This window comes from Paraburkholderia sp. Ac-20347 (assembly GCF_017104805.1).
In the GTDB taxonomy this organism is placed as follows: Bacteria; Pseudomonadota; Gammaproteobacteria; order Burkholderiales; family Burkholderiaceae; genus Paraburkholderia; species Paraburkholderia tropica.
Window position 1 is genome coordinate 19,507 of sequence record NZ_JAAGPN010000072.1, and the last position, 17,625, is coordinate 37,131.

General features: G+C 58.3%; 14 protein-coding genes. 8 read left to right on the forward strand and 6 right to left on the reverse strand.

Features of this window, described 5'->3' with window-relative positions:
• Nucleotides 1-5 precede the first annotated feature (5 nt).
• From G3N97_RS16145 to G3N97_RS16180, 8 genes are all read left to right on the forward strand, one after another.
• Nucleotides 6-2,222 (forward strand): polysaccharide biosynthesis tyrosine autokinase, encoded by a 2,217-nt coding sequence (locus tag G3N97_RS16145; RefSeq protein WP_205994129.1) that lies wholly within the window; start codon nucleotides 6-8, stop codon nucleotides 2,220-2,222.
• A 34-nt stretch (nucleotides 2,223-2,256) separates the two neighbouring features.
• Nucleotides 2,257-3,408: a UDP-N-acetylglucosamine 2-epimerase (non-hydrolyzing) gene (wecB, locus tag G3N97_RS16150; RefSeq protein ID WP_205994130.1), complete on the forward strand. Its 1,152-nt coding sequence runs from the start codon at nucleotides 2,257-2,259 to the stop codon at nucleotides 3,406-3,408.
• A 26-nt stretch (nucleotides 3,409-3,434) separates the two neighbouring features.
• Complete coding sequence (gene wecC / locus G3N97_RS16155) at nucleotides 3,435-4,679, forward strand: UDP-N-acetyl-D-mannosamine dehydrogenase (protein ID WP_205994143.1); 1,245 nt, start codon at nucleotides 3,435-3,437, stop codon at nucleotides 4,677-4,679.
• Between the two features lie 90 nt (nucleotides 4,680-4,769).
• Nucleotides 4,770-5,981, forward strand: a complete 1,212-nt coding sequence (locus G3N97_RS16160; protein WP_205994131.1) for a hypothetical protein — start codon at nucleotides 4,770-4,772, stop codon at nucleotides 5,979-5,981.
• 44 nt (nucleotides 5,982-6,025) lie between these two features.
• Nucleotides 6,026-7,087, forward strand: a complete 1,062-nt coding sequence (locus tag G3N97_RS16165) for a glycosyltransferase (RefSeq protein WP_205994132.1) — start codon at nucleotides 6,026-6,028, stop codon at nucleotides 7,085-7,087.
• 11 nt (nucleotides 7,088-7,098) lie between these two features.
• On the forward strand, nucleotides 7,099-7,926 hold the full coding sequence (locus G3N97_RS16170) for a heparin lyase I family protein (protein WP_205994133.1): 828 nt from the start codon (nucleotides 7,099-7,101) through the stop codon (nucleotides 7,924-7,926).
• A 54-nt stretch (nucleotides 7,927-7,980) separates the two neighbouring features.
• A complete protein-coding gene (locus G3N97_RS16175) occupies nucleotides 7,981-8,682 on the forward strand; it encodes a WecB/TagA/CpsF family glycosyltransferase (RefSeq protein WP_277397741.1) in 702 nt (233 codons plus the stop codon).
• A gap of 51 nt (nucleotides 8,683-8,733) precedes the next feature.
• Nucleotides 8,734-9,993, forward strand: coding sequence for a WzyE family oligosaccharide polymerase (locus G3N97_RS16180; protein ID WP_205994135.1), 1,260 nt, complete (start codon nucleotides 8,734-8,736; stop codon nucleotides 9,991-9,993).
• Between the two features lie 32 nt (nucleotides 9,994-10,025).
• On the opposite strand, the gene G3N97_RS16185 is transcribed toward G3N97_RS16180, so the two are convergent.
• From G3N97_RS16185 to lnt, 6 genes are all read right to left on the reverse strand, one after another.
• On the reverse strand, nucleotides 10,026-10,922 hold the full coding sequence (locus tag G3N97_RS16185; protein ID WP_205994136.1) for a SprT family zinc-dependent metalloprotease: 897 nt from the start codon (nucleotides 10,920-10,922) through the stop codon (nucleotides 10,026-10,028).
• A 196-nt stretch (nucleotides 10,923-11,118) separates the two neighbouring features.
• Complete coding sequence (locus tag G3N97_RS16190) at nucleotides 11,119-11,880, reverse strand: lysophospholipid acyltransferase family protein (protein WP_205994137.1); 762 nt, start codon at nucleotides 11,878-11,880, stop codon at nucleotides 11,119-11,121.
• A gap of 147 nt (nucleotides 11,881-12,027) precedes the next feature.
• Nucleotides 12,028-12,591, reverse strand: coding sequence for a D-glycero-beta-D-manno-heptose 1,7-bisphosphate 7-phosphatase (gene gmhB, locus G3N97_RS16195; RefSeq protein WP_065059341.1), 564 nt, complete (start codon nucleotides 12,589-12,591; stop codon nucleotides 12,028-12,030).
• A gap of 43 nt (nucleotides 12,592-12,634) precedes the next feature.
• On the reverse strand, nucleotides 12,635-14,734 hold the full coding sequence (gene glyS, locus G3N97_RS16200; RefSeq protein WP_205994138.1) for a glycine--tRNA ligase subunit beta: 2,100 nt from the start codon (nucleotides 14,732-14,734) through the stop codon (nucleotides 12,635-12,637).
• A gap of 16 nt (nucleotides 14,735-14,750) precedes the next feature.
• On the reverse strand, nucleotides 14,751-15,758 hold the full coding sequence (gene glyQ, locus G3N97_RS16205; RefSeq protein WP_074986765.1) for a glycine--tRNA ligase subunit alpha: 1,008 nt from the start codon (nucleotides 15,756-15,758) through the stop codon (nucleotides 14,751-14,753).
• A 244-nt stretch (nucleotides 15,759-16,002) separates the two neighbouring features.
• Nucleotides 16,003-17,625, reverse strand: a 1,623-nt coding sequence (lnt, locus tag G3N97_RS16210) for an apolipoprotein N-acyltransferase (protein ID WP_205994139.1), incomplete at its 5' end; no start/stop codon positions are given.

Here is a 17,625-nt window from a genome sequence, read left to right on the forward strand (position 1 = left end):
AACACATGACTCTTCTCAAGCAAAACCGTTCGGCCAGCCAGCCGGACGACGATGAAATCGATCTCTCGGAGCTCTTCAACGCGCTGCGTGAAAGCTGGCGCGTGATCGTTGCCGTGGCGGCGGCCGTGCTGTGTCTGGGAGCGCTCTACGCGTTTCTCGGCACGCCGGTCTATCGCGCGGATGCGGTGATCCAGGTCGACGACGACTCGGGCATGGGCTCAATCAACGACAAGCTCGGCGATCTTGCTTCGCTCTTCCAGAGCAAGGCCACCGCCGACGCCGAGATTGAACTGATTCGTTCTCGCATGGTGGTGGGCGAAACGGTGGACCGCCTGCATCTGGACGTGAGCGCGAAGCCGCACTATCTCCCGCTGATCGGGGCGGTGATGGCGCGCGGCAAAGAAGCCGCCGACAACGGCGAACTGGAAACCCCGGTGCTCGGCCTGGGCAGTTTCGCGTGGGGTGGCGAACGGATCGGCGTCGCGCAGTTCGACGTGCCCGCAGCGCTCTATGACAAGACGTTCACGCTGCGAGCGTTGAGCGCCACGAAATACGAACTGATCGACCCGGACGGCGATGTCGTACTGCGTGCCAATGTAGGCGAAGCCACTAGCGGAAAAACCGCCGAAGGCCCTGTGAAGTTGACGGTGGCCTCGCTGCTGGCCAGACCCGGAACGCGTTTCGATCTCAAGCGCTTTTCGACGCAGCAAACCGTCGAGGATCTTCAAAAGAAACTGGATATCGCGGAGAAGACGAAGCAGTCGGGCATTATCGGCGTCAAGCTCGACGGCGAAGACGCCCAGCGCATCGCCGCGACGCTCAATACGATCGCGAGTCTCTACGTGCAGCGCAACATCGACCGCAAGTCGGCGCAGGCGCAGCAGATGCTCGATTTTCTCGGCGACCAGCTGCCTCAGTTGCGCGCGCATCTCGATCAATCGGAGGCGCGCTTCAACGAGTTTCGCGCGAAGCATGGCGCTATCGACCTCGATGCGCAGGGCAAGCTGTTGTTGCAATCCGTCGTCGACGCGAAATCGCGCCTGCTCGAATTGCAACAACAGCGCGCCGATCTCGTCCAGCGCTTTACGGCTTCGCATCCGTCCGTTGCCGCTATCGATGCGCGCATTGCCGAGATGGAGCAGCAGCAGGATCAATTCGAGCGTCAGGTGACCGGGCTGCCGCAGACGCAGCAAGATGCGCTGCGCCTGATGCGCGATGTGAAGGTCAACACCGATCTCTATATGAAGCTGCTCGACAGCACGCAACAGTTGCGCGTGCTGAAGGCCGGTCAACAAGGCAACGTGCGCACGGTCGATTTCGCCGTGGTGCCGGAGAAGCCGGTGCGCCCGAAAAAGCTTCTCGTGATTCCGCTTGCCGCCGCGCTGGGACTGTTGCTTGGCTGCGCCATTGCGCTCGGCCGTCGAATGATCAATCACGGGCTCGAAAGCCCGGCGGAAATCGAGCAGGCCGTGGAAGTGCCGGTCTACGCGATCATTTCTCACAGCGACAAACAGCTTGCACTCGCCCAGGCGGCGCGGCGCGGACCTAAGCGGCCGGGCGTGTTGGCTGCGGTATTCCCGGACGATGTCGCGGTCGAAGGCTTGCGTAGCTTGCGCACAGCGCTTCAGTTCGGCGTGCTCAAGCCCGAGAACAACATCGTGATGATTACCGGGCCGCGTCCGGGTGTCGGCAAGTCGTTTGTGTCGGTGAATCTCGCGACGGTGCTAGCCGCAACCGGCAAACGAATTCTGCTGATCGACGCCGACATGCGGCGTGGTGACGTTCACTCGTATTTCTCGATCAGCAAAAAGCCCGGCCTTTCTGAAGTGCTGATGGGGCGCGAGCCGGCAGACGTCATTCATCGCCAGGCATTGCCGAATCTCGACGTCATGATGGCGGGCTCGGCGCCCGACCGTCCGTCAGAGTTGCTGCTGCGCGACCGCTTTGGCTCCATTCTCAAGTCGCTCGCCGCGACATACGACATGGTCATTGTGGACTCGCCGCCGGTACTGGCCGTGACCGATCCGATGCTGATCGGCAAGGAGGCGGGCGCGACGCTGATGGTGGTTCGCCATGGCAAGCATTCGGCTGCCGAGTTGCGGGAAACCACGCGCCAGTTGGCGAGTTCGGGCGTCACTGTCGACGGGTTGCTGCTGACCGACGTTCCGCAGCGCGGACAGGCGTACGGCGCGTATTCGGATTATCGGAAGAAGGTCGACTAGCGCGCTTACCCCAGCATTGGGTGGGACAACATTGATGAAACAAAAAGTACTCCTCACATTTGGGACGCGTCCTGAAGCGATCAAGATGGCGCCGCTCGTTCAGCGTCTTCGGCACGACCCGGATTTCGAATGCCATGTTTGCGTGACCGGGCAGCATCGCGAAATGCTCGATCAGGTGTTGGATCTGTTTGCGATCACGCCGGACTTCGACCTGAACGTGATGAAGCCTGGCCAGGATCTGTACGACGTCACGACCTCGATTCTTTCCGGGATGCGCGGCGTGCTGGAGCGTGCGCAGCCCGACATGGTCCTCGTACACGGCGATACCACCACGACCATGGCGGCCACGCTGGCGGCGTTCTACAAGCGCATTCCGGTTGGCCACGTGGAGGCGGGCCTGCGCACCGGCAACCTGCTCTCGCCCTGGCCGGAGGAGGCGAATCGCACGCTGACCGGCGCGCTCGCAAGCGTGCACTTCGCGCCGACTTCGCGCGCGCGGCAGAACTTGCTGGATGAAGGTACGCGTGGCGACTCGATCGTCGTCACCGGCAACACGGTGATCGATGCGCTCCTTCACGTGCGCGAGCGCCTCGCTTCCGATGCGCGGCTACGTGAAGAAGCGGAAAGCGCGCTGCCGAAGTTGCAGGCCGACCGGCGTTTGATCCTGGTTACCGGGCATCGCAGAGAGAGCTTCGGCGACGGCTTCGTGCGCATTTGCGCGGCGCTCGCGCAACTCGCGCATGCCTATCCCGATGTCGACATCGTTTATCCCGTGCATCTGAATCCGAGCGTGCGCGAGCCGGTCAATCGCTTGCTGACAGGTATTGCCAACGTTCACCTGATCGAACCGCTCGACTACTTGCCGTTCGTGAGCTTGATGGATCGCTCGCATCTGATCTTGACCGATTCGGGTGGGATTCAGGAAGAAGCGCCTTCGTTGTGCAAGCCGGTGCTCGTCATGCGCGACACCACCGAGCGTCAGGAGGCCATCGACGCCGGCGTGGTTCAACTCGTGGGAACGGACGTTCGGGCGATTGTCGGCGGCGTCGCGCATCTGCTTGACGACCACGCGAGCTACGTGGCCATGAGTCGCGGCGATAACCCGTACGGCGACGGGCAGGCATGCGACCGCATCGCGCAAGCGTTGAAGGATCGCTGGCTTGCCTGCGCGCGCGCGGCGCACTGACGTTCACCCATCAAGGCATCACTAACATGAACTTCGAAACGATTTCGGTTGTTGGACTCGGCTACATTGGCTTGCCGACGGCGGCGGCCTTTGCCGCGCGACGCAAAACGGTCATTGGTGTCGACGTGAATCAGCACGCCGTCGATACGATTAATCGCGGCGAGATTCACATCGTCGAACCGGAACTCGACATGCTCGTGCATGCCGCAGTGACTCAAGGCCATCTCCGCGCGACGACGACGCCGGAACCCGCCGATGCGTTCCTGATCGCCGTCCCCACGCCTTTCTCGGACGGACACAAGCCCGATCTCAGCTATATCGAAGCCGCGAGTCGCGCGGTTGCGCCCGTGTTGAAAAAGGGCGACCTGGTGGTCTTGGAGTCGACGTCGCCGGTGGGCGCGACGCAGAAGATGGCCGAGTGGATGGCCGAGATGCGCCCGGATCTGACATTTCCGCAGCAGGCGGGTGAGGCGTCCGACGTGCGCATTGCGCACTGCCCGGAACGCGTGCTGCCGGGTCACGTGATTCGCGAACTCGTCGAGAACGATCGTGTGATCGGCGGGATGACGCGCCGTTGCAGTGAAGCGGCGCGCGAGCTCTACCAGATTTTTGTGCGCGGCGAGTGCATTCTGACCGACGCGCGCACGGCAGAGATGTGCAAGCTCACCGAGAACTCGTTCCGCGACGTGAATATCGCGTTTGCGAATGAACTCTCGTTGATCTGCGATCGACTCGACATCAACGTGTGGGAACTGATCAAGCTCGCGAACCGGCATCCGCGCGTGGACATTCTGAAACCGGGACCGGGTGTGGGTGGTCATTGCATCGCGGTCGACCCTTGGTTCATCGTGGATTCCGCTCCTGAGCAGGCGCGCCTGATTCGCGCCGCGCGGACTGTGAATGACGACAAGCCTCATTGGGTCGTCGAACGCGCCGAGAGCGCGGCGAAGCGATTCCGCGAGCCGGTGATCGCATGTCTCGGGCTTGCGTTCAAGGCGAATATCGACGATCTGCGCGAAAGTCCCGCGGTGGAAATTGCGAAGGAGCTTGGGCAGCGATTCCCGGGGCAAGTGGTGGCGGTTGAGCCGAATGTGCGCGTGTTGCCGCGCGAGCTCGACGGCGTGGTGCGGCTTAGCGATATGCGTACCGTGCTGGCGGAAGCGGACGTGATCGTGATTCTCGTCGATCACACGCAGTTTAAGGATGTCGATCCGATTCGTTTGCAGGCGAAGGTGGTGATTGATACGCGGGGGGTTTTGGCGCGTGCGTGACGTCTCGCCGGTCAAGTACGGCGTTTGTGAACCCCAAGGCGAATCTTCTTGGCGATACCAGGCTGGCTTGCCTTGGGAGCAGAGTAAGCAATGAATTACGGTCGTTTGGTTGGAAAGGCAGAAGCAATCATTGCGACAGGAATGCCCGGGTTATATCGCGTGCTGGCGTTCATGGGTGTTCAAAAACTCTATTCGCTCAGTGACCTCGGGCGTGCTGCCTCCGCATTCTCAATCGCCCAAATTCTCGCGTTCTTTACGGCAATTGGGTGGGCAAGTCTGATCCTCGTGCGTGTGCCCGCAGCACGGGATCGCGAAGAGCGCGTTGAGCGCTTTTATGAATTGCTACGTATGGGCGTTGTGTCCCTGCTAGTGCTTGGAATAGGCGTAGTTTTATGGTCCCGGTTCTCTCATTCGGAAATATCCGGGACGGAAACAATTGTGATCATGATCGGATGGACGATCTACCAACTTACGCGCCACTACTTTCTCGCGCTGAGAAAGTATCGGCGCGTAATTTTTTACGATGTTGTTCTGCTCGTGGCCACGACGGCATACGTACTTATCTCTCGCAGACTTGGTGTATCTGCCGGATTACCTCTGGGAGCCGCCCTCGGAACAACGGGTATGTTCATGCTTATAAATATTGGGCTTCCGAGAGTGTTTCCAAAAACTAAGACGATGGAGCTGAAAGGCATCGAGTTTGGATTCACTAACTTCCTTTCCGGTGGTGTGGCACTGAGTCTTGTCCCAATTGCAAATTTCACGGATGGCGCCCGATTCGCGGGAGTCATTTCTCTTATCGCATCGGTTAGCGCGATTAGCGCACTCGTTCCGCGTGCGATCTCGATGTACAGATTGCCGGAGTTGAGCAGACTCGCCAGCGAAGGAAAGTCACTTAAGGAACTTAGCACGCAGACTGCGCGTGAAATCATGCTCTCGTGTCTCGGTGCGTTTGTAGTGAATGCATTGATAGTTGCGTGCATCGTTTTCTACGAAGGGGCGCTCGATCGCCTTTGGTACACGTCGATTTGCGGTGTTGCGCTCTGCGCTCAGGGTTGTATCAGCATGCTCGGGATGGCGAACAGCAGCGTTTTAATGGTTCGAGAAGCCAGTCGAGCGTCTATGACTATCAATGCCGCCTCCTGTTGTCTATTCGTTACTGCACTTATTGGTTCTTACGCCGTAACGGAGAGTCTCAATTTCTATATTGTCCTCATTGTCTGCATCATTGTTACTGTGTTTCGTAATTTCTTGCTTAGAAGGCAAAGTGCATCATTTCTAATTTCGCCACGCGCGGAGTAACGAGCGCTTGCGCTTTTATGACTTGATAAGAGGGCTTAGATGCTATGAATTTATTCAATGTAGTTCTGGCGACCGACCCGCGAGGTGGCAAAGGTGGAGTGGCAACAGTAGTGCCGATGTATCTTGATGCGTTGGGTATTTTTGGACAGGCGAAATTCATTTCAACTCATAATAGTAATGCTGTTTTTGGAAAATTTTTACCTTGGATTGTCTCTTTCTTTGCCTGTTTCGTTTGTGTGTTGAGAAATAGAAAGTCATCTCTGATTTTTCATCTTCATCCGGGATCCGGATTTTGCATAGTTCGGATGTTGATTTTGAGTATTTTTCTGAGATGGATGTTAAGGCGGCATGTGCTGATATATTTGCATACCCCTTATCTTGAGAGTTATTTGAATAGCAAATTCTGGAATACTATTATAAGATTAATAATAAAGACAGCCAGTCGAACTGTTGTGCTGACGGATTACGCTCTGCAACTTTTGGGTCGGCACGGCATTAAAAAATGGATACGCGTAGTACCAAATCCCTATCGATCAAAAAATACAAGTAAAAAAATTTTCAAACGTTCGAGCGACGACGTCCTTGTGCTTACTATGGGACGATTGGTTGATGGAAAAGGTATCGTTGAAACAGTACGCTCACTCGCCTTTCTTCCGGAAAATTACAAATTGGCAATTGCCGGCGAGGGTGAGCTAGAAAGTCTAATTATTCGAGAAATAGAAGATCTCAGAATTTCGCACCGTGTGGCTTTGAAGGGGTGGGTGGACGATGCGAAAAGAAGCAAACTAATGGAGGATGCTTCGGTCTTTTGTTTGCCGAGTCGCGTAGATTCTTTTGGAATGAGCTTTGTAGAGGCACAGTGCTTCGATCTTCCGATTGTCGCCTTTGCACACCCTCCTGTTGTCGAAGTGATCAGCTCTTGTCGAGCGGTATTTGTTCAAGAGACAACGCCGAAAGTGCTTGCGGAGGCTATCGAACAAGCCCATGAACTCGGTAAGAGTATTGAGCACGGAAGCGGGCGGTCTTGGATTGACGCTTCGTTTGGCATTTCAAAAGTGAGTAACCTTTTGGAGAATCTTTGTGTGGAGGTTTGTCAAGGTGATTGAAGTGATGCTCTGTGAACACTGATGGAATATATTTTGGGGATATCTTGATTGATTACAGAAAGTTTATCCGCATATTTTTCATGGTCTACTCAAGTGTGATTTGTACTTCGAGTAGAGCCGAACGATTGAATTATTTTGATGAGTCGCCGTTGGCAGGTAATGAATATCGTTTAATCTATCGTGAAGATTGGAGTGATGGTATTTCTAAAGAGATTAAAGTTCAGCGCGCGAAAATTGACGATATAAAAACAATATCTGAAGTTGGTATTGATAATGCATTGCGCGTTACGATAAATAAGAGCGAGGATTTTTCTCGTGTCGCGAATGGGAAGCCACGAGCCGAGATTATCCTGCCTACTCCAGTCAGATTCTTGCAAGGGCATGATTACATCATTAGGTGGTCGACCAAGATTCCTTTGGATTTTGGTTTTTATACTAGTCAGGCGATCACTCAGATGCATCAGGAACAAAGTAGTGGTTCTCCTCCGTTAATGTTGGCTTTAACACAGCGCGGATATGTTCTGCATCAACGGGGAGCAAGCGATAAAACAGAGCAAGTGATTGATATATGCTGTGCTTTAAAGGAAAGGGGGCGATGGGTGTTCTGGGAGCTTCATTATCGACCGGGCGCAGATGGGAAGAATTCAGTCACTAATTTGAAGAAGGATGGGGAGACTGTGGTTGATTTAATTGATATGGAAAATTCATATCCAAATGACAATGCTGCTTATTTTAAATTGGGTATTTATTTGCCGGGCGGATGGAAATCATCAAAGATGGGGCCGATAACACTATTTTATGGCCCGGTTTCGGTATGGGAGCGCATTTTTGGATCTTAAGGAAAATCTATGCGTCGAATAGAGGTTCTGAATTGTCCGATGGATATGGCTACGATGAACGAAACGGTTTCATTTATTGTAAAGCGCGTTCAGAAAGGAATTTTTACGCAACATATAGTGGTCAACGCGGCAAAAATTGTGCATTCCAGAAAAGATCTGTCTTTGGCTGCGTCAATTCGCGCTAGCGATCTAATCAATATCGACGGGATGGCTGTCGTGTGGGCGGCGCGTTTGCTCGGATATCCAGTTCCTGAGAGAGTCGCCGGCGTTGATCTTTTTGAGAAATTAATCGGGGAGTCTGAGAGAAGGAAGTTCAAAATATTTCTGCTTGGAGCTACCGATTCCGTAGTTTCCAAAGTGGTCGACGTTTGCAGACAAAAATTCCCGGAACTGGAAATCGGCGGCTGGCATAATGGTTATTTTTGGAACGAGGAAGAGGCGCTTGTAAAAAAAATAAGAGAATCTCAGTCGCAGTTATTATTTGTCGCGATAACTTCGCCTCATAAAGAACGATTCATCAATAAATGGGCCGATGAGCTTGGCGTATCTTTTGTTATGGGTGTCGGCGGGACATTCGATGTGGTCGCAGGTAAAGTTCGACGAGCGCCAATGTGGATGCAGAGGTTTGGTCTTGAATGGTTATATCGAGTTATTCAAGAGCCTAAGAGGATGTTTAAAAGATACGCGGTTACAAATTCAATATTTATTTTTCTCATTGGGAGGGCGTGGATTTATAAATATTTTAATGATTTTTAATTGTCTTTATATGCAATCGAGTTGATTATTTTATTTGTATAAAGGTGGGATATGGAAATTCTTGTTTTTCTTATCTGCTCGGTCGCATTATGGTTTTTTTGTCAAGAGTGGAGAGGGAATATTGGATTTGTATTTTTTGGCATAACATCAATTTATGTAATTTCCATATTGTGGATTCCATATTATATTATTTGCAATATGATTTTTAACGCTGGATGGGACTATCCAGTGAGGCCGATGGAATTTTCGTTAATCGGACTGATATTTTGTCTTGCCGTCCTTTACTCGATTTTAGGTAAGAGAATTTTTCTATTGAAGAAACCGGAAAATGTTGCGGAAAGAGTCGGTCAATTTGTGAGGCAATCGAGAGGGCGTGTCTTTATTGTCTTTGGAGCGATAATTGCCGTAGTTGCAACACTATCATTGATTGCGTCAAAAGGGATTGCGTTATCTGTTGGGAATTATGGTTCTAGATTCGAGTCAAATACCGGAACTGGATTTTATTCAATTTTTTCTTATGTCGTGGTGCCAATAGCAACGCTCCTCGTTGTAGCAAATCCGAGTCGTTGGATTGCATTGCGATCGCTCGTTATTGTTGTTGTATACGGTGGCGTGCTATTTTTGACGCTAGGCGGCGAGCGAAATTATCTTGTGGCAGCCGTTACACCAATTTTGCTAATTTCTTACGTTTTAAAACTGATTGATAAAAAGGGTTTGATTGTATGTGCAATTTTGGGTGTGCTATCAATTGCTGTGATGGCATTGTTTAGATATGGGAATTCTATCAATTCTGCGGCTTGGTTGTTGATAGCGACATATACAAGAGACACGATCTTTCCTGTCCGATCTCTTAATGTTATCTTGTATAGTGACCATTTGAGATTTGTTGGATTCGAATATTTTTTCGATCAATTCTATTCGGTTGTGCCTCGGTTTTTTTGGCCGGGTAAGCCAATATATTTGGATACAATTGCTTATTATTTTACTGAGCAAATTTACGCGTATGGGAAAGGATTAATTATCGCGCCAACCGGAATTGGCTCGCTTTATTTGATGGGGGGGTGGTTGTACGTTTATCTAGGGGTGTTGGTGGTGATTTCTGTGTTTTTTATTTTTGATTATCTGATTTTTAACTGCCGTTCGTTATTTTTCATTTGTCTTTGGCCGGCTTTATTTTTTTCGTTTTTTAGTTTTCGAGAGTCAGTTGAGTTGGGGTTGTTTAAGATATTGATTCATTTTGTCGGTGTGCTTTTAATTTACATGTTTGCGAAATTTATCTGGACGATCTTGCCAAAAAAACGCCTCACATAAACGAATTTTTGGTGAAAGGGTACAGCAGCGCCTCAAATCCCCGGCACCATCTCCGGCGGATGCTGCTTCAACTGTTTCCTGGCCTCACGAAACTCCGGAAAGATCGACTCCACCGTTTGCCAGAACCGCGGACTATGGTTCATCTCGCGCAGATGCGCGAGCTCATGCGCCACCACATAATCCACGATAGAAAGCGGAAAATGAATCAACCGCCAGTTGAGTCGAATCCGTCCTTCGCTTGAGCAACTGCCCCAACGCGTCATCGCAGACGAAAGCGCATACGAGCGAAAGCTCACACCCAGCTTCTCGGCATACACAGCCAGACGCTCACCAAAAATCCGCGTAGCCTCGCTCTGCAACCAGCCCGTCACGCGATCCTTGATCTGCTGCGCGTCGGCGTTCGTCGGCAGCGGCAACGCGAGCACACGCGTCTCCTCATCGAAAGCCAGCATGGACGCACCGAGCGTCACCCGCATCGGCTTCCCGAGATACGGCAGCTCCGCACCATCGCGCCATTCCACGCGCGGCAGCGCGCGCTGTTCCACACGCGTCTGCCACTCCGTGAGCTTCGCGAAAATCCAGCGCTGCTTTTCGGCGATGGCGGTTTCGATATCGGCGATCGTGACCCAGCGCGGCGCGGTGATCGTGAGTCCCGATCCATCGATGGAAAAACCGATCGACTTGCGCGACGACCGCTTGAGCCGGTAATACAAGGTCCGCGAGCCGAGCACGAGCGTGCGCAGCTTCGTGCCGTCGGGTGCGAGCGGCGCCTTGGGCGGCGCGCTGGAAGTGGGCGGGGCAAACTGGGCCGACGGCGAAGTTGAATCGGCCGTTGGTGTGGCAGCAGGCGCCGGCTCGGCGAAGAGCGGCAGATCGAGTTGCCGGTTGTCGAGCGCCGCGGAAGGGCGCTGCGTAGGGGGCTTCTGCATCGTCAGGCCTGGAGCGGGATTGCGTGTGCGGCGTGGTGCGCGTGACGTATCGCGTGGCTGCGAAGCTTGCGCATCGTGCGGAACAAACACCGCACGCAACACGGCCCGCAGCACCGCGAACAGGATAGACAGCGCACGCAGCATCGCCGCGAAGGTTGTCTGCGCGACGTGACGCCTGCGACGCTCGCGCCGCGCGTCAGGCTTTCGCCGCGTTTGCCTTGGCGCCATCCGCATCGCGATACGCATCCGGATCGATCCGGCGCATTTCGGCTTCGATCCAGTTTTCCACGCGGGTATTCACTTCGTCGGGCGAGAGCCCGGTCGTCTCGATCGGCTTGCCGATCGACACCGTGACTATACCCGCATATTTAATAAACGAGTTTCGGGGCCAGACGTGGCCCGCATTGTGCGCGATCGGCACCACGGGCGCGCCCGTTTCGATGGCGAAGCGCGGGCCGCCCGTCTTGTACTTGCCCGTCTGGCCTACCGGAATGCGCGTGCCTTCGGGGAACATGATCACCCACGCGCCTTCGGCCATGCGCTGCTTGCCCTGGCGGATCACCGAGGTGAACGCGTTCTTGCCTTCCTTGCGGTTGATGTGAACCATCTTCAGCATGCCGAGCGCCCAGCCGAAGAACGGCACGTACAGCAGTTCGCGCTTGAAGACGTAGCACAGCGGACGCGGCATCAGTGCGGGAAACGCGAGCGTCTCCCACGCGGATTGGTGCTTCGAGAGCAGCACGGCGGGACCGTTGGGCAGGTTTTCCATGCCCTCGATGCGGTAGCGAATGCCGTTGAGGTAGCGCGCGACGAACAGCGTCGAGCGGCACCAGCCGACCGCCATCCAGTAACGCCGCGTGGCGTTCAGGAACGGAAACGCGATGAAGCACGCGGTCGCGTACGGCATCGTGTAGACGATCAGGTAGATGAACAGCAGCAGGGAGCGGATGAAGCGCATCGGTTGGACCGTTCGTGAAGCGTGCGCGGCAGGGCGGGCGTCGTCAGACGCGCCGCCGCGCGGTGGGGAGCAGGCATCGGCACCGGCTTGCGCCGGGCGATGCGGATTCGGTCGAGCGTACGCCGTTCATGCGCGCGCTCGCCGGGGTCATGCGTTGTCGTTCGCGAGGAAGTCGAGCGCGAAGGCACGCAGGTCGTCGTGCACCTTCGTGCCTTCGGGCAGACCGCCCGCGGCCAGCGTCTTCTTGCCTTTGCCCGTGAGCACGAGATGCGTCGCGAAGCCGAGCGCCGCGCCGGCTTCGAGGTCGCGCAGCGAATCGCCCACCACGGGCGTATCGGCGGGGTCGATCTCGAAGCGGTCGGCGATCATCTTCAGCATGCCGGGCTTGGGCTTGCGGCAGTCGCAGTGGTCCTGCGAGGTGTGCGGGCAAAAGAACACGGCGTCGATGCGCGCGCCCACGGCCGTGGCCTGGCGGTGCATCTTCGCGTGCATGGCGTTGAGCGCCGTCGTGTCGAACAAACCGCGTCCGATGCCGGACTGGTTCGTCGCGACGGCGACGCGATAGCCCGCCTGATTCAGGCGAGCGATCGCTTCGAGGCTGCCGGGCAGCGCGACCCATTCGTCCGGCGACTTGATGAAGGCGTCGGAATCGACGTTGATCACGCCGTCGCGGTCGAGGATCACGATCTTGCGGCTGGTGCTGGTCGGCATGGCGTCGCGTCTGGTTGGGTCTGGCGGATGTCCGTGCCGGCGATCACGCCGCGAGACGCGAAATGTCGGCCACGCTGTTCATCTGGCGATGCAGCGCCTTGAGCAGCGCGAGGCGGTTGGCCCGCAGCGCCGGATCTTCGGCATTGACCATCACGTCGTTGAAGAACGTGTCGACGGTTTCGCGCAGCGCCGCGAGCGCCGTGAGCGCGCCCGTGTACTCGCGCGCGGCCAGTTGCGATTCCACGCGCGGCGCGACCTGTTCGAGCTGCGCGTAGAGCGCCTTTTCGGCGTTCTCCGTGAACAGCGCGATCTGCACGCCCGCATCTTCGGCGCCCTCGGACTTCTTGAGGATGTTCGAGATGCGCTTGTTGGCCGCCGCGAGCGAGGCCGCTTCGTTGAGCGCCGCGAATTCGCGCACGGCATCGAGACGCGCGATCACGTCGTCGAAGCGCGTGGGGTTCAGCGCGAGCACCGCGTCCACTTCCTGCGCCGCGTAGCCGCGTTCGCGCAGCTGGCCGCGCAGACGGTCCATGCAGAACTCGTAGATCGCCTGAGTCGATTTCGCGACGGCTTCGACGCCCGCGAACTGCGAGTACGTCGTGCGCAGCAGTTCGACGAGGTTGAGCGGAAGTTGCTTCTCGACCAGGATGCGCAGCACGCCCAGCGCGTGGCGGCGCAGTGCGAACGGATCCTTTTCGCCGGTGGGCGCGAGGCCGATGCCCCAGATGCCGACCAGCGTCTCGAGCTTGTCCGCGAGCGCGACGATCGTGCCCGTGGTGGTGGTCGGCAGGTCGTCGCCGGAGAAGCGCGGCTGATAGTGCTCGGAGCAGGCGATCGCCACTTCTTCCGCTTCGCCGTCATGGCGCGCGTAGTAGGTGCCCATCGTGCCTTGCAGCTCGGGGAATTCGCCGACCATGTCGGTCAGCAGGTCGGCCTTGGCCAGACGCGCGCCGCGTTCGGCGAGTGCGATGTTCGCGCCGCACATCAGCGCGATGGCGCCCGCGAGCGCTTCGAGGCGCTCCACGCGCTGCAGCGTCGAGCCGAGCTTGTTGTGATAGACCACGTTGGCGAGCAGCGGCACGCGGTCGGCCAGCGGCTTCTTCTTGTCCTGCTCGAAGAAGAACTTGGCGTCGGCCAGACGCGGGCGCACGACGCGCTCGTTGCCTTCGACGATCTCGACTGGCGTGGCCGTCTCGATGTTCGAGACGATCAGGAAGCGCGAGCGCAGGCGGCCTTCGTCGTCGGTCAGCGCGAAGTACTTCTGGTTCGTCTGCATCGTGAGGATCAGGCATTCCTGCGGCACCTGCAGGAATTCTTCCTCGAACTGGCACGCGTACACGACCGGCCATTCGACGAGCGAATTCACTTCGTCGAGCAGCGAGTCGGGCATGACGACCTTGTCGTCGCCGGCGGTTTCGATCAGCTGCGCGCGGATCGATTCGCGGCGCTCGCTGTAGCTCGCGATCACGCGGCCCTTGTGCTGGAGCGTGTGCGCGTAGTCGTCGGCCTGGGTGATGGCGATCGGGCCTTCCGAGAGGAAGCGATGGCCGCGCGTGGTGTCGCCGGCGTCGATGCCGAATGCGCTCACCGGCACGATCTGGTCGGCGTGCAGCACCGTGAGGCGATGCACCGGGCGCACGAACTGCACGTCGCTGCCGTCCGGACGCTGGTACTTCATGACCTTCGGAATCGGCAGCTTGGCGAGCGCTTCGTCGAGCACGGCTTGCAGGCCGTCGGCGAGCGTGACGCCCGGCGCGGCGTAGCGCAGGAAGAACGCTTCGTTCTTGCCGTCGCTCGCGCGTTCGAGGTCGCTGACCGGGAAGTCGGGGAAGCCGAGCGCCGCGAGTTTCTTCGCGAGCGGCGCGGTGGGCTGGCCGTTGGCGTCGAGTGCGACCGACACCGGCAGCACTTTTTCGCGCACCTGTTTTTCGGGCGCGACGCTGCGCACGTTCTTGATCGTGACGGCGAGGCGACGCGGCGTGGCGAAGCGTTCGAACGACAGATCGCCTTCGATCAGGTCGCGCGCGGCGAGGCGTTGCGCGATGCCTTCGGCGAAAGCGTCGCCGAGACGCGCGAGGGCCTTCGGCGGCAGTTCCTCGGTCAGCAGTTCGACGAGGAGAGTGGCGTGATGAGCTTGGGTCATTGTTCTGGAGATCCGGTCATTCCTCGGCGAACTTGCGTTCGACCTTCAGCGGCGGCGCCCAGGCGGGCATCGCGGCGTCCTGTTCGTCGGTGGTCAGGCCGGGCACGCCGTGCACCGGATTGCCGAGCATCGGGAAGCCGAGCTTTTCGCGCGATTCGTAGTACGACTGCGCCACGTTGCGCGACAGCGCGCGAATGCGGCCGATGTACGCCGCGCGCTCCGTCACGGAGATCGCGCCGCGCGCGTCGAGCAGGTTGAAGGTGTGGCCGGCCTTGAGCACGAGTTCGTAGGCGGGCAGCGCGAGCTGATGTTCCATCATGCGCTTCGCTTCGCTTTCGTACGCGTTGAAGAACGTGAACAGCAGGTCGACGTTCGCGTGCTCGAAGTTGTACGTCGATTGCTCGACTTCGTTCTGGTGGTAGACGTCGCCGTACGTGAGGCGGCGGATCTCGGGGCCGTTCGGGCCTTGTTCTTCCCACTCGGTCCAGACGAGGTCATAGACGTTCTCGACCTTTTGCAGATACATCGCGAGGCGTTCGAGACCGTAGGTGATTTCGCCGAGCACCGGCTTGCAGTCGATGCCGCCCACCTGCTGGAAGTAGGTGAACTGCGTGACTTCCATGCCGTTGAGCCAGACTTCCCAGCCGAGGCCCCAGGCGCCGAGCGTGGGGTTCTCCCAGTCGTCTTCCACGAAGCGCACGTCGTTCTGCTTCAGGTCGAAGCCGAGCGCTTCGAGCGAGCCGAGGTACAGGTCGAGGATGTTTTCCGGCGCGGGCTTGAGCACCACTTGATACTGATAGTAGTGTTGCAGGCGGTTAGGGTTCTCGCCGTAGCGGCCGTCCTTCGGGCGGCGCGACGGCTGCACGTAGGCCGCGCGCCACGGCTCGGGGCCGATCGCGCGCAGGAAGGTGTGGACGTGCGAGGTGCCGGCGCCGACTTCCATGTCGATCGGCTGGAGCAGCGCGCAGCCCTGCTTGTCCCAGTAAGACTGGAGCGTCAGGATGATTTGCTGAAACGTGAGCATGTGTGCCTGCAGTGTCTTTTAGGGCGGGAGGCGCGGGCTCCGGCGGTTGGCGGCCTGGCGAGCCCGCGGCGGGCGGTGCGCGGCGACATGCGCCGCCGCTCGCCCTTCGCGGGTTGCGGCCCCGGCCTGGAGGCGGCCTGGTGCTAAAACCTGGTGCTAAAACGCTGAATTTTACCGGATTGCCGGGGCGTTGAGACCTGGACCGGCTTCGGCATGGCGATCGGGCATGTTCAGCGATGTGCCGTCATGCCTTCTTGCGGCCCGGCCGTCCCGGTCCGAACGCGAAACCGAACGCCAGCAACAGCAGCGAGAGCGCGATCACCGTGTTGTTGCCGCTCTTCACGTAGGGCGTGAAACCGCTCGTGCCTTCCACGCGCACGTCGAGCGAACCCGCCGTGAAGGTGGGCAGGCGCGCGATCACCTTGCCGTGTGCGTCGATGGCGGCGGTCGCGCCGGTGTTGGTCGCGCGCAGCATCGGGCGGCCGGTTTCGAGCGAGCGCATGCGCGCGATCTGCAGATGCTGGTCGAGCGCGATGGTGTCGCCGAACCACGCGAGATTCGTCGAGTTGACGAGAATGCCCGGCGAAACCGGGTTCTCGCGCACGGTGCGCGCGATTTCCTCGCCGAAAATATCCTCGTAGCAGATATCGACGGCGACCGGCTGGTTGTGCACGAGGAACGGCGGCTGCACGGGCGCGCCGCGCGCGAAGTCGCCGAGCGGGATGTTCATCAGGTTGACGAACCAGCGGAAGCCCCACGGCACGAACTCGCCGAACGGCACGAGGTGATGCTTGTCGTAGCGGTACAGGCCGTTCTGGCCCGGCGTGATGCCGAACAGGCTGTTGGTGTAGTCGGTTGCGCGGCCGTCGGGCGTGATGGTCGCGCCCACGGCGCCGAACAGGATCGCCGTGCCGGTCGTGTCCGCGAATGCGCGGATGTCGCGGCCGAACTTCTCGGGCACCTGCTGCACCAGCAGCGGCACCGCCGTTTCGGGCGTGACGACGAGATCGGCGGGCTTTTCGGTGATGAGCTTCTGGAACTCGTTGAGCGCGTCCATCATGCCGGACTCGGAGAACTTCATCTCCTGCTTCACGTTGCCTTGCAGCAGGCGCACGTTGAGCGGCGCGTTGGCGGGCTGCGTCCACGGCACGAGCGGCAGCAGCAGACCCGCGACGATCACGGCGACAGCGGCCACCGCAGGCACCGCGAACGCCGATGCCGACTTCGTTGCCGCGCTCGCGTTGCCGCTCGACTCCGCGACATCGTGCTTCGACGCCTGCCGACGCGCGACCGCGCGCACGAGCGCCTGCACGACCAGCGCCGCGACGAGCGCCAGCACCCAGCCCACGCCGTACACGCCGACGATCGGTGCGAAGCCCGCGAGCGGGCCGTCCACCTGCGCGTAGCCGCTGGAGAGCCACGGGAAGCCCGTGAAGACGTAGCCGCGCGCCCATTCGCCGAGCGCCCACGCGCTGGCGAACGCGAAGGCGCCGTGCCAGGTGGGCGAGTACGGCAGATCGCCGCTGCGTCCGCTGCTGCGTCCATTGCGCGCATGTCCGGCGCAGAACGACCAGACGAGCGACGCAAGCGCCGGATACAGCCCCAGATAGAGCGAGAACAGCACGAGCGCCGCGCCCGCGAGCACGGCGGGCATGCCGCCGTAGAAGTGCATGCTCACGTAGAGCCACCAGACGCCCGTCACGAAATTGCCGAAGCCGAACGCCCAGCCCGTGAACAGCGCGCTTTTCCAGCCGGTGGTGCGCGTGAGCCAGAAGTAGAAGCCCGCGAAGATCGCGATTTCGAGCCAGCCGCCGTGCGGCGTCGGCGCGAACGACAGCGTGTGGAGCGCGCCCAGCGCGGCGGCGAC

Bases quoted from the DNA above. Each gene is read 5' to 3' on its own strand.
- G3N97_RS16145 (WP_205994129.1), top strand. From the start codon at position 6: ATGACTCTTCTCAAGCAAAACCGTTCGGCCAGCCAGCCGGACGACGAT.
- wecB (WP_205994130.1), top strand. From the start codon at position 2,257: ATGAAACAAAAAGTACTCCTCACATTTGGGACGCGTCCTGAAGCGATC.
- wecC (WP_205994143.1), top strand. From the start codon at position 3,435: ATGAACTTCGAAACGATTTCGGTTGTTGGACTCGGCTACATTGGCTTG.
- G3N97_RS16160 (WP_205994131.1), top strand. From the start codon at position 4,770: ATGAATTACGGTCGTTTGGTTGGAAAGGCAGAAGCAATCATTGCGACA.
- G3N97_RS16165 (WP_205994132.1), top strand. From the start codon at position 6,026: ATGAATTTATTCAATGTAGTTCTGGCGACCGACCCGCGAGGTGGCAAA.
- G3N97_RS16175 (WP_277397741.1), top strand. From the start codon at position 7,981: ATGAACGAAACGGTTTCATTTATTGTAAAGCGCGTTCAGAAAGGAATT.
- G3N97_RS16180 (WP_205994135.1), top strand. From the start codon at position 8,734: ATGGAAATTCTTGTTTTTCTTATCTGCTCGGTCGCATTATGGTTTTTT.
- G3N97_RS16185 (WP_205994136.1), bottom strand. From the start codon at position 10,922: ATGCAGAAGCCCCCTACGCAGCGCCCTTCCGCGGCGCTCGACAACCGG.
- G3N97_RS16190 (WP_205994137.1), bottom strand. From the start codon at position 11,880: ATGCGCTTCATCCGCTCCCTGCTGCTGTTCATCTACCTGATCGTCTAC.
- gmhB (WP_065059341.1), bottom strand. From the start codon at position 12,591: ATGCCGACCAGCACCAGCCGCAAGATCGTGATCCTCGACCGCGACGGC.
- glyS (WP_205994138.1), bottom strand. From the start codon at position 14,734: ATGACCCAAGCTCATCACGCCACTCTCCTCGTCGAACTGCTGACCGAG.
- glyQ (WP_074986765.1), bottom strand. From the start codon at position 15,758: ATGCTCACGTTTCAGCAAATCATCCTGACGCTCCAGTCTTACTGGGAC.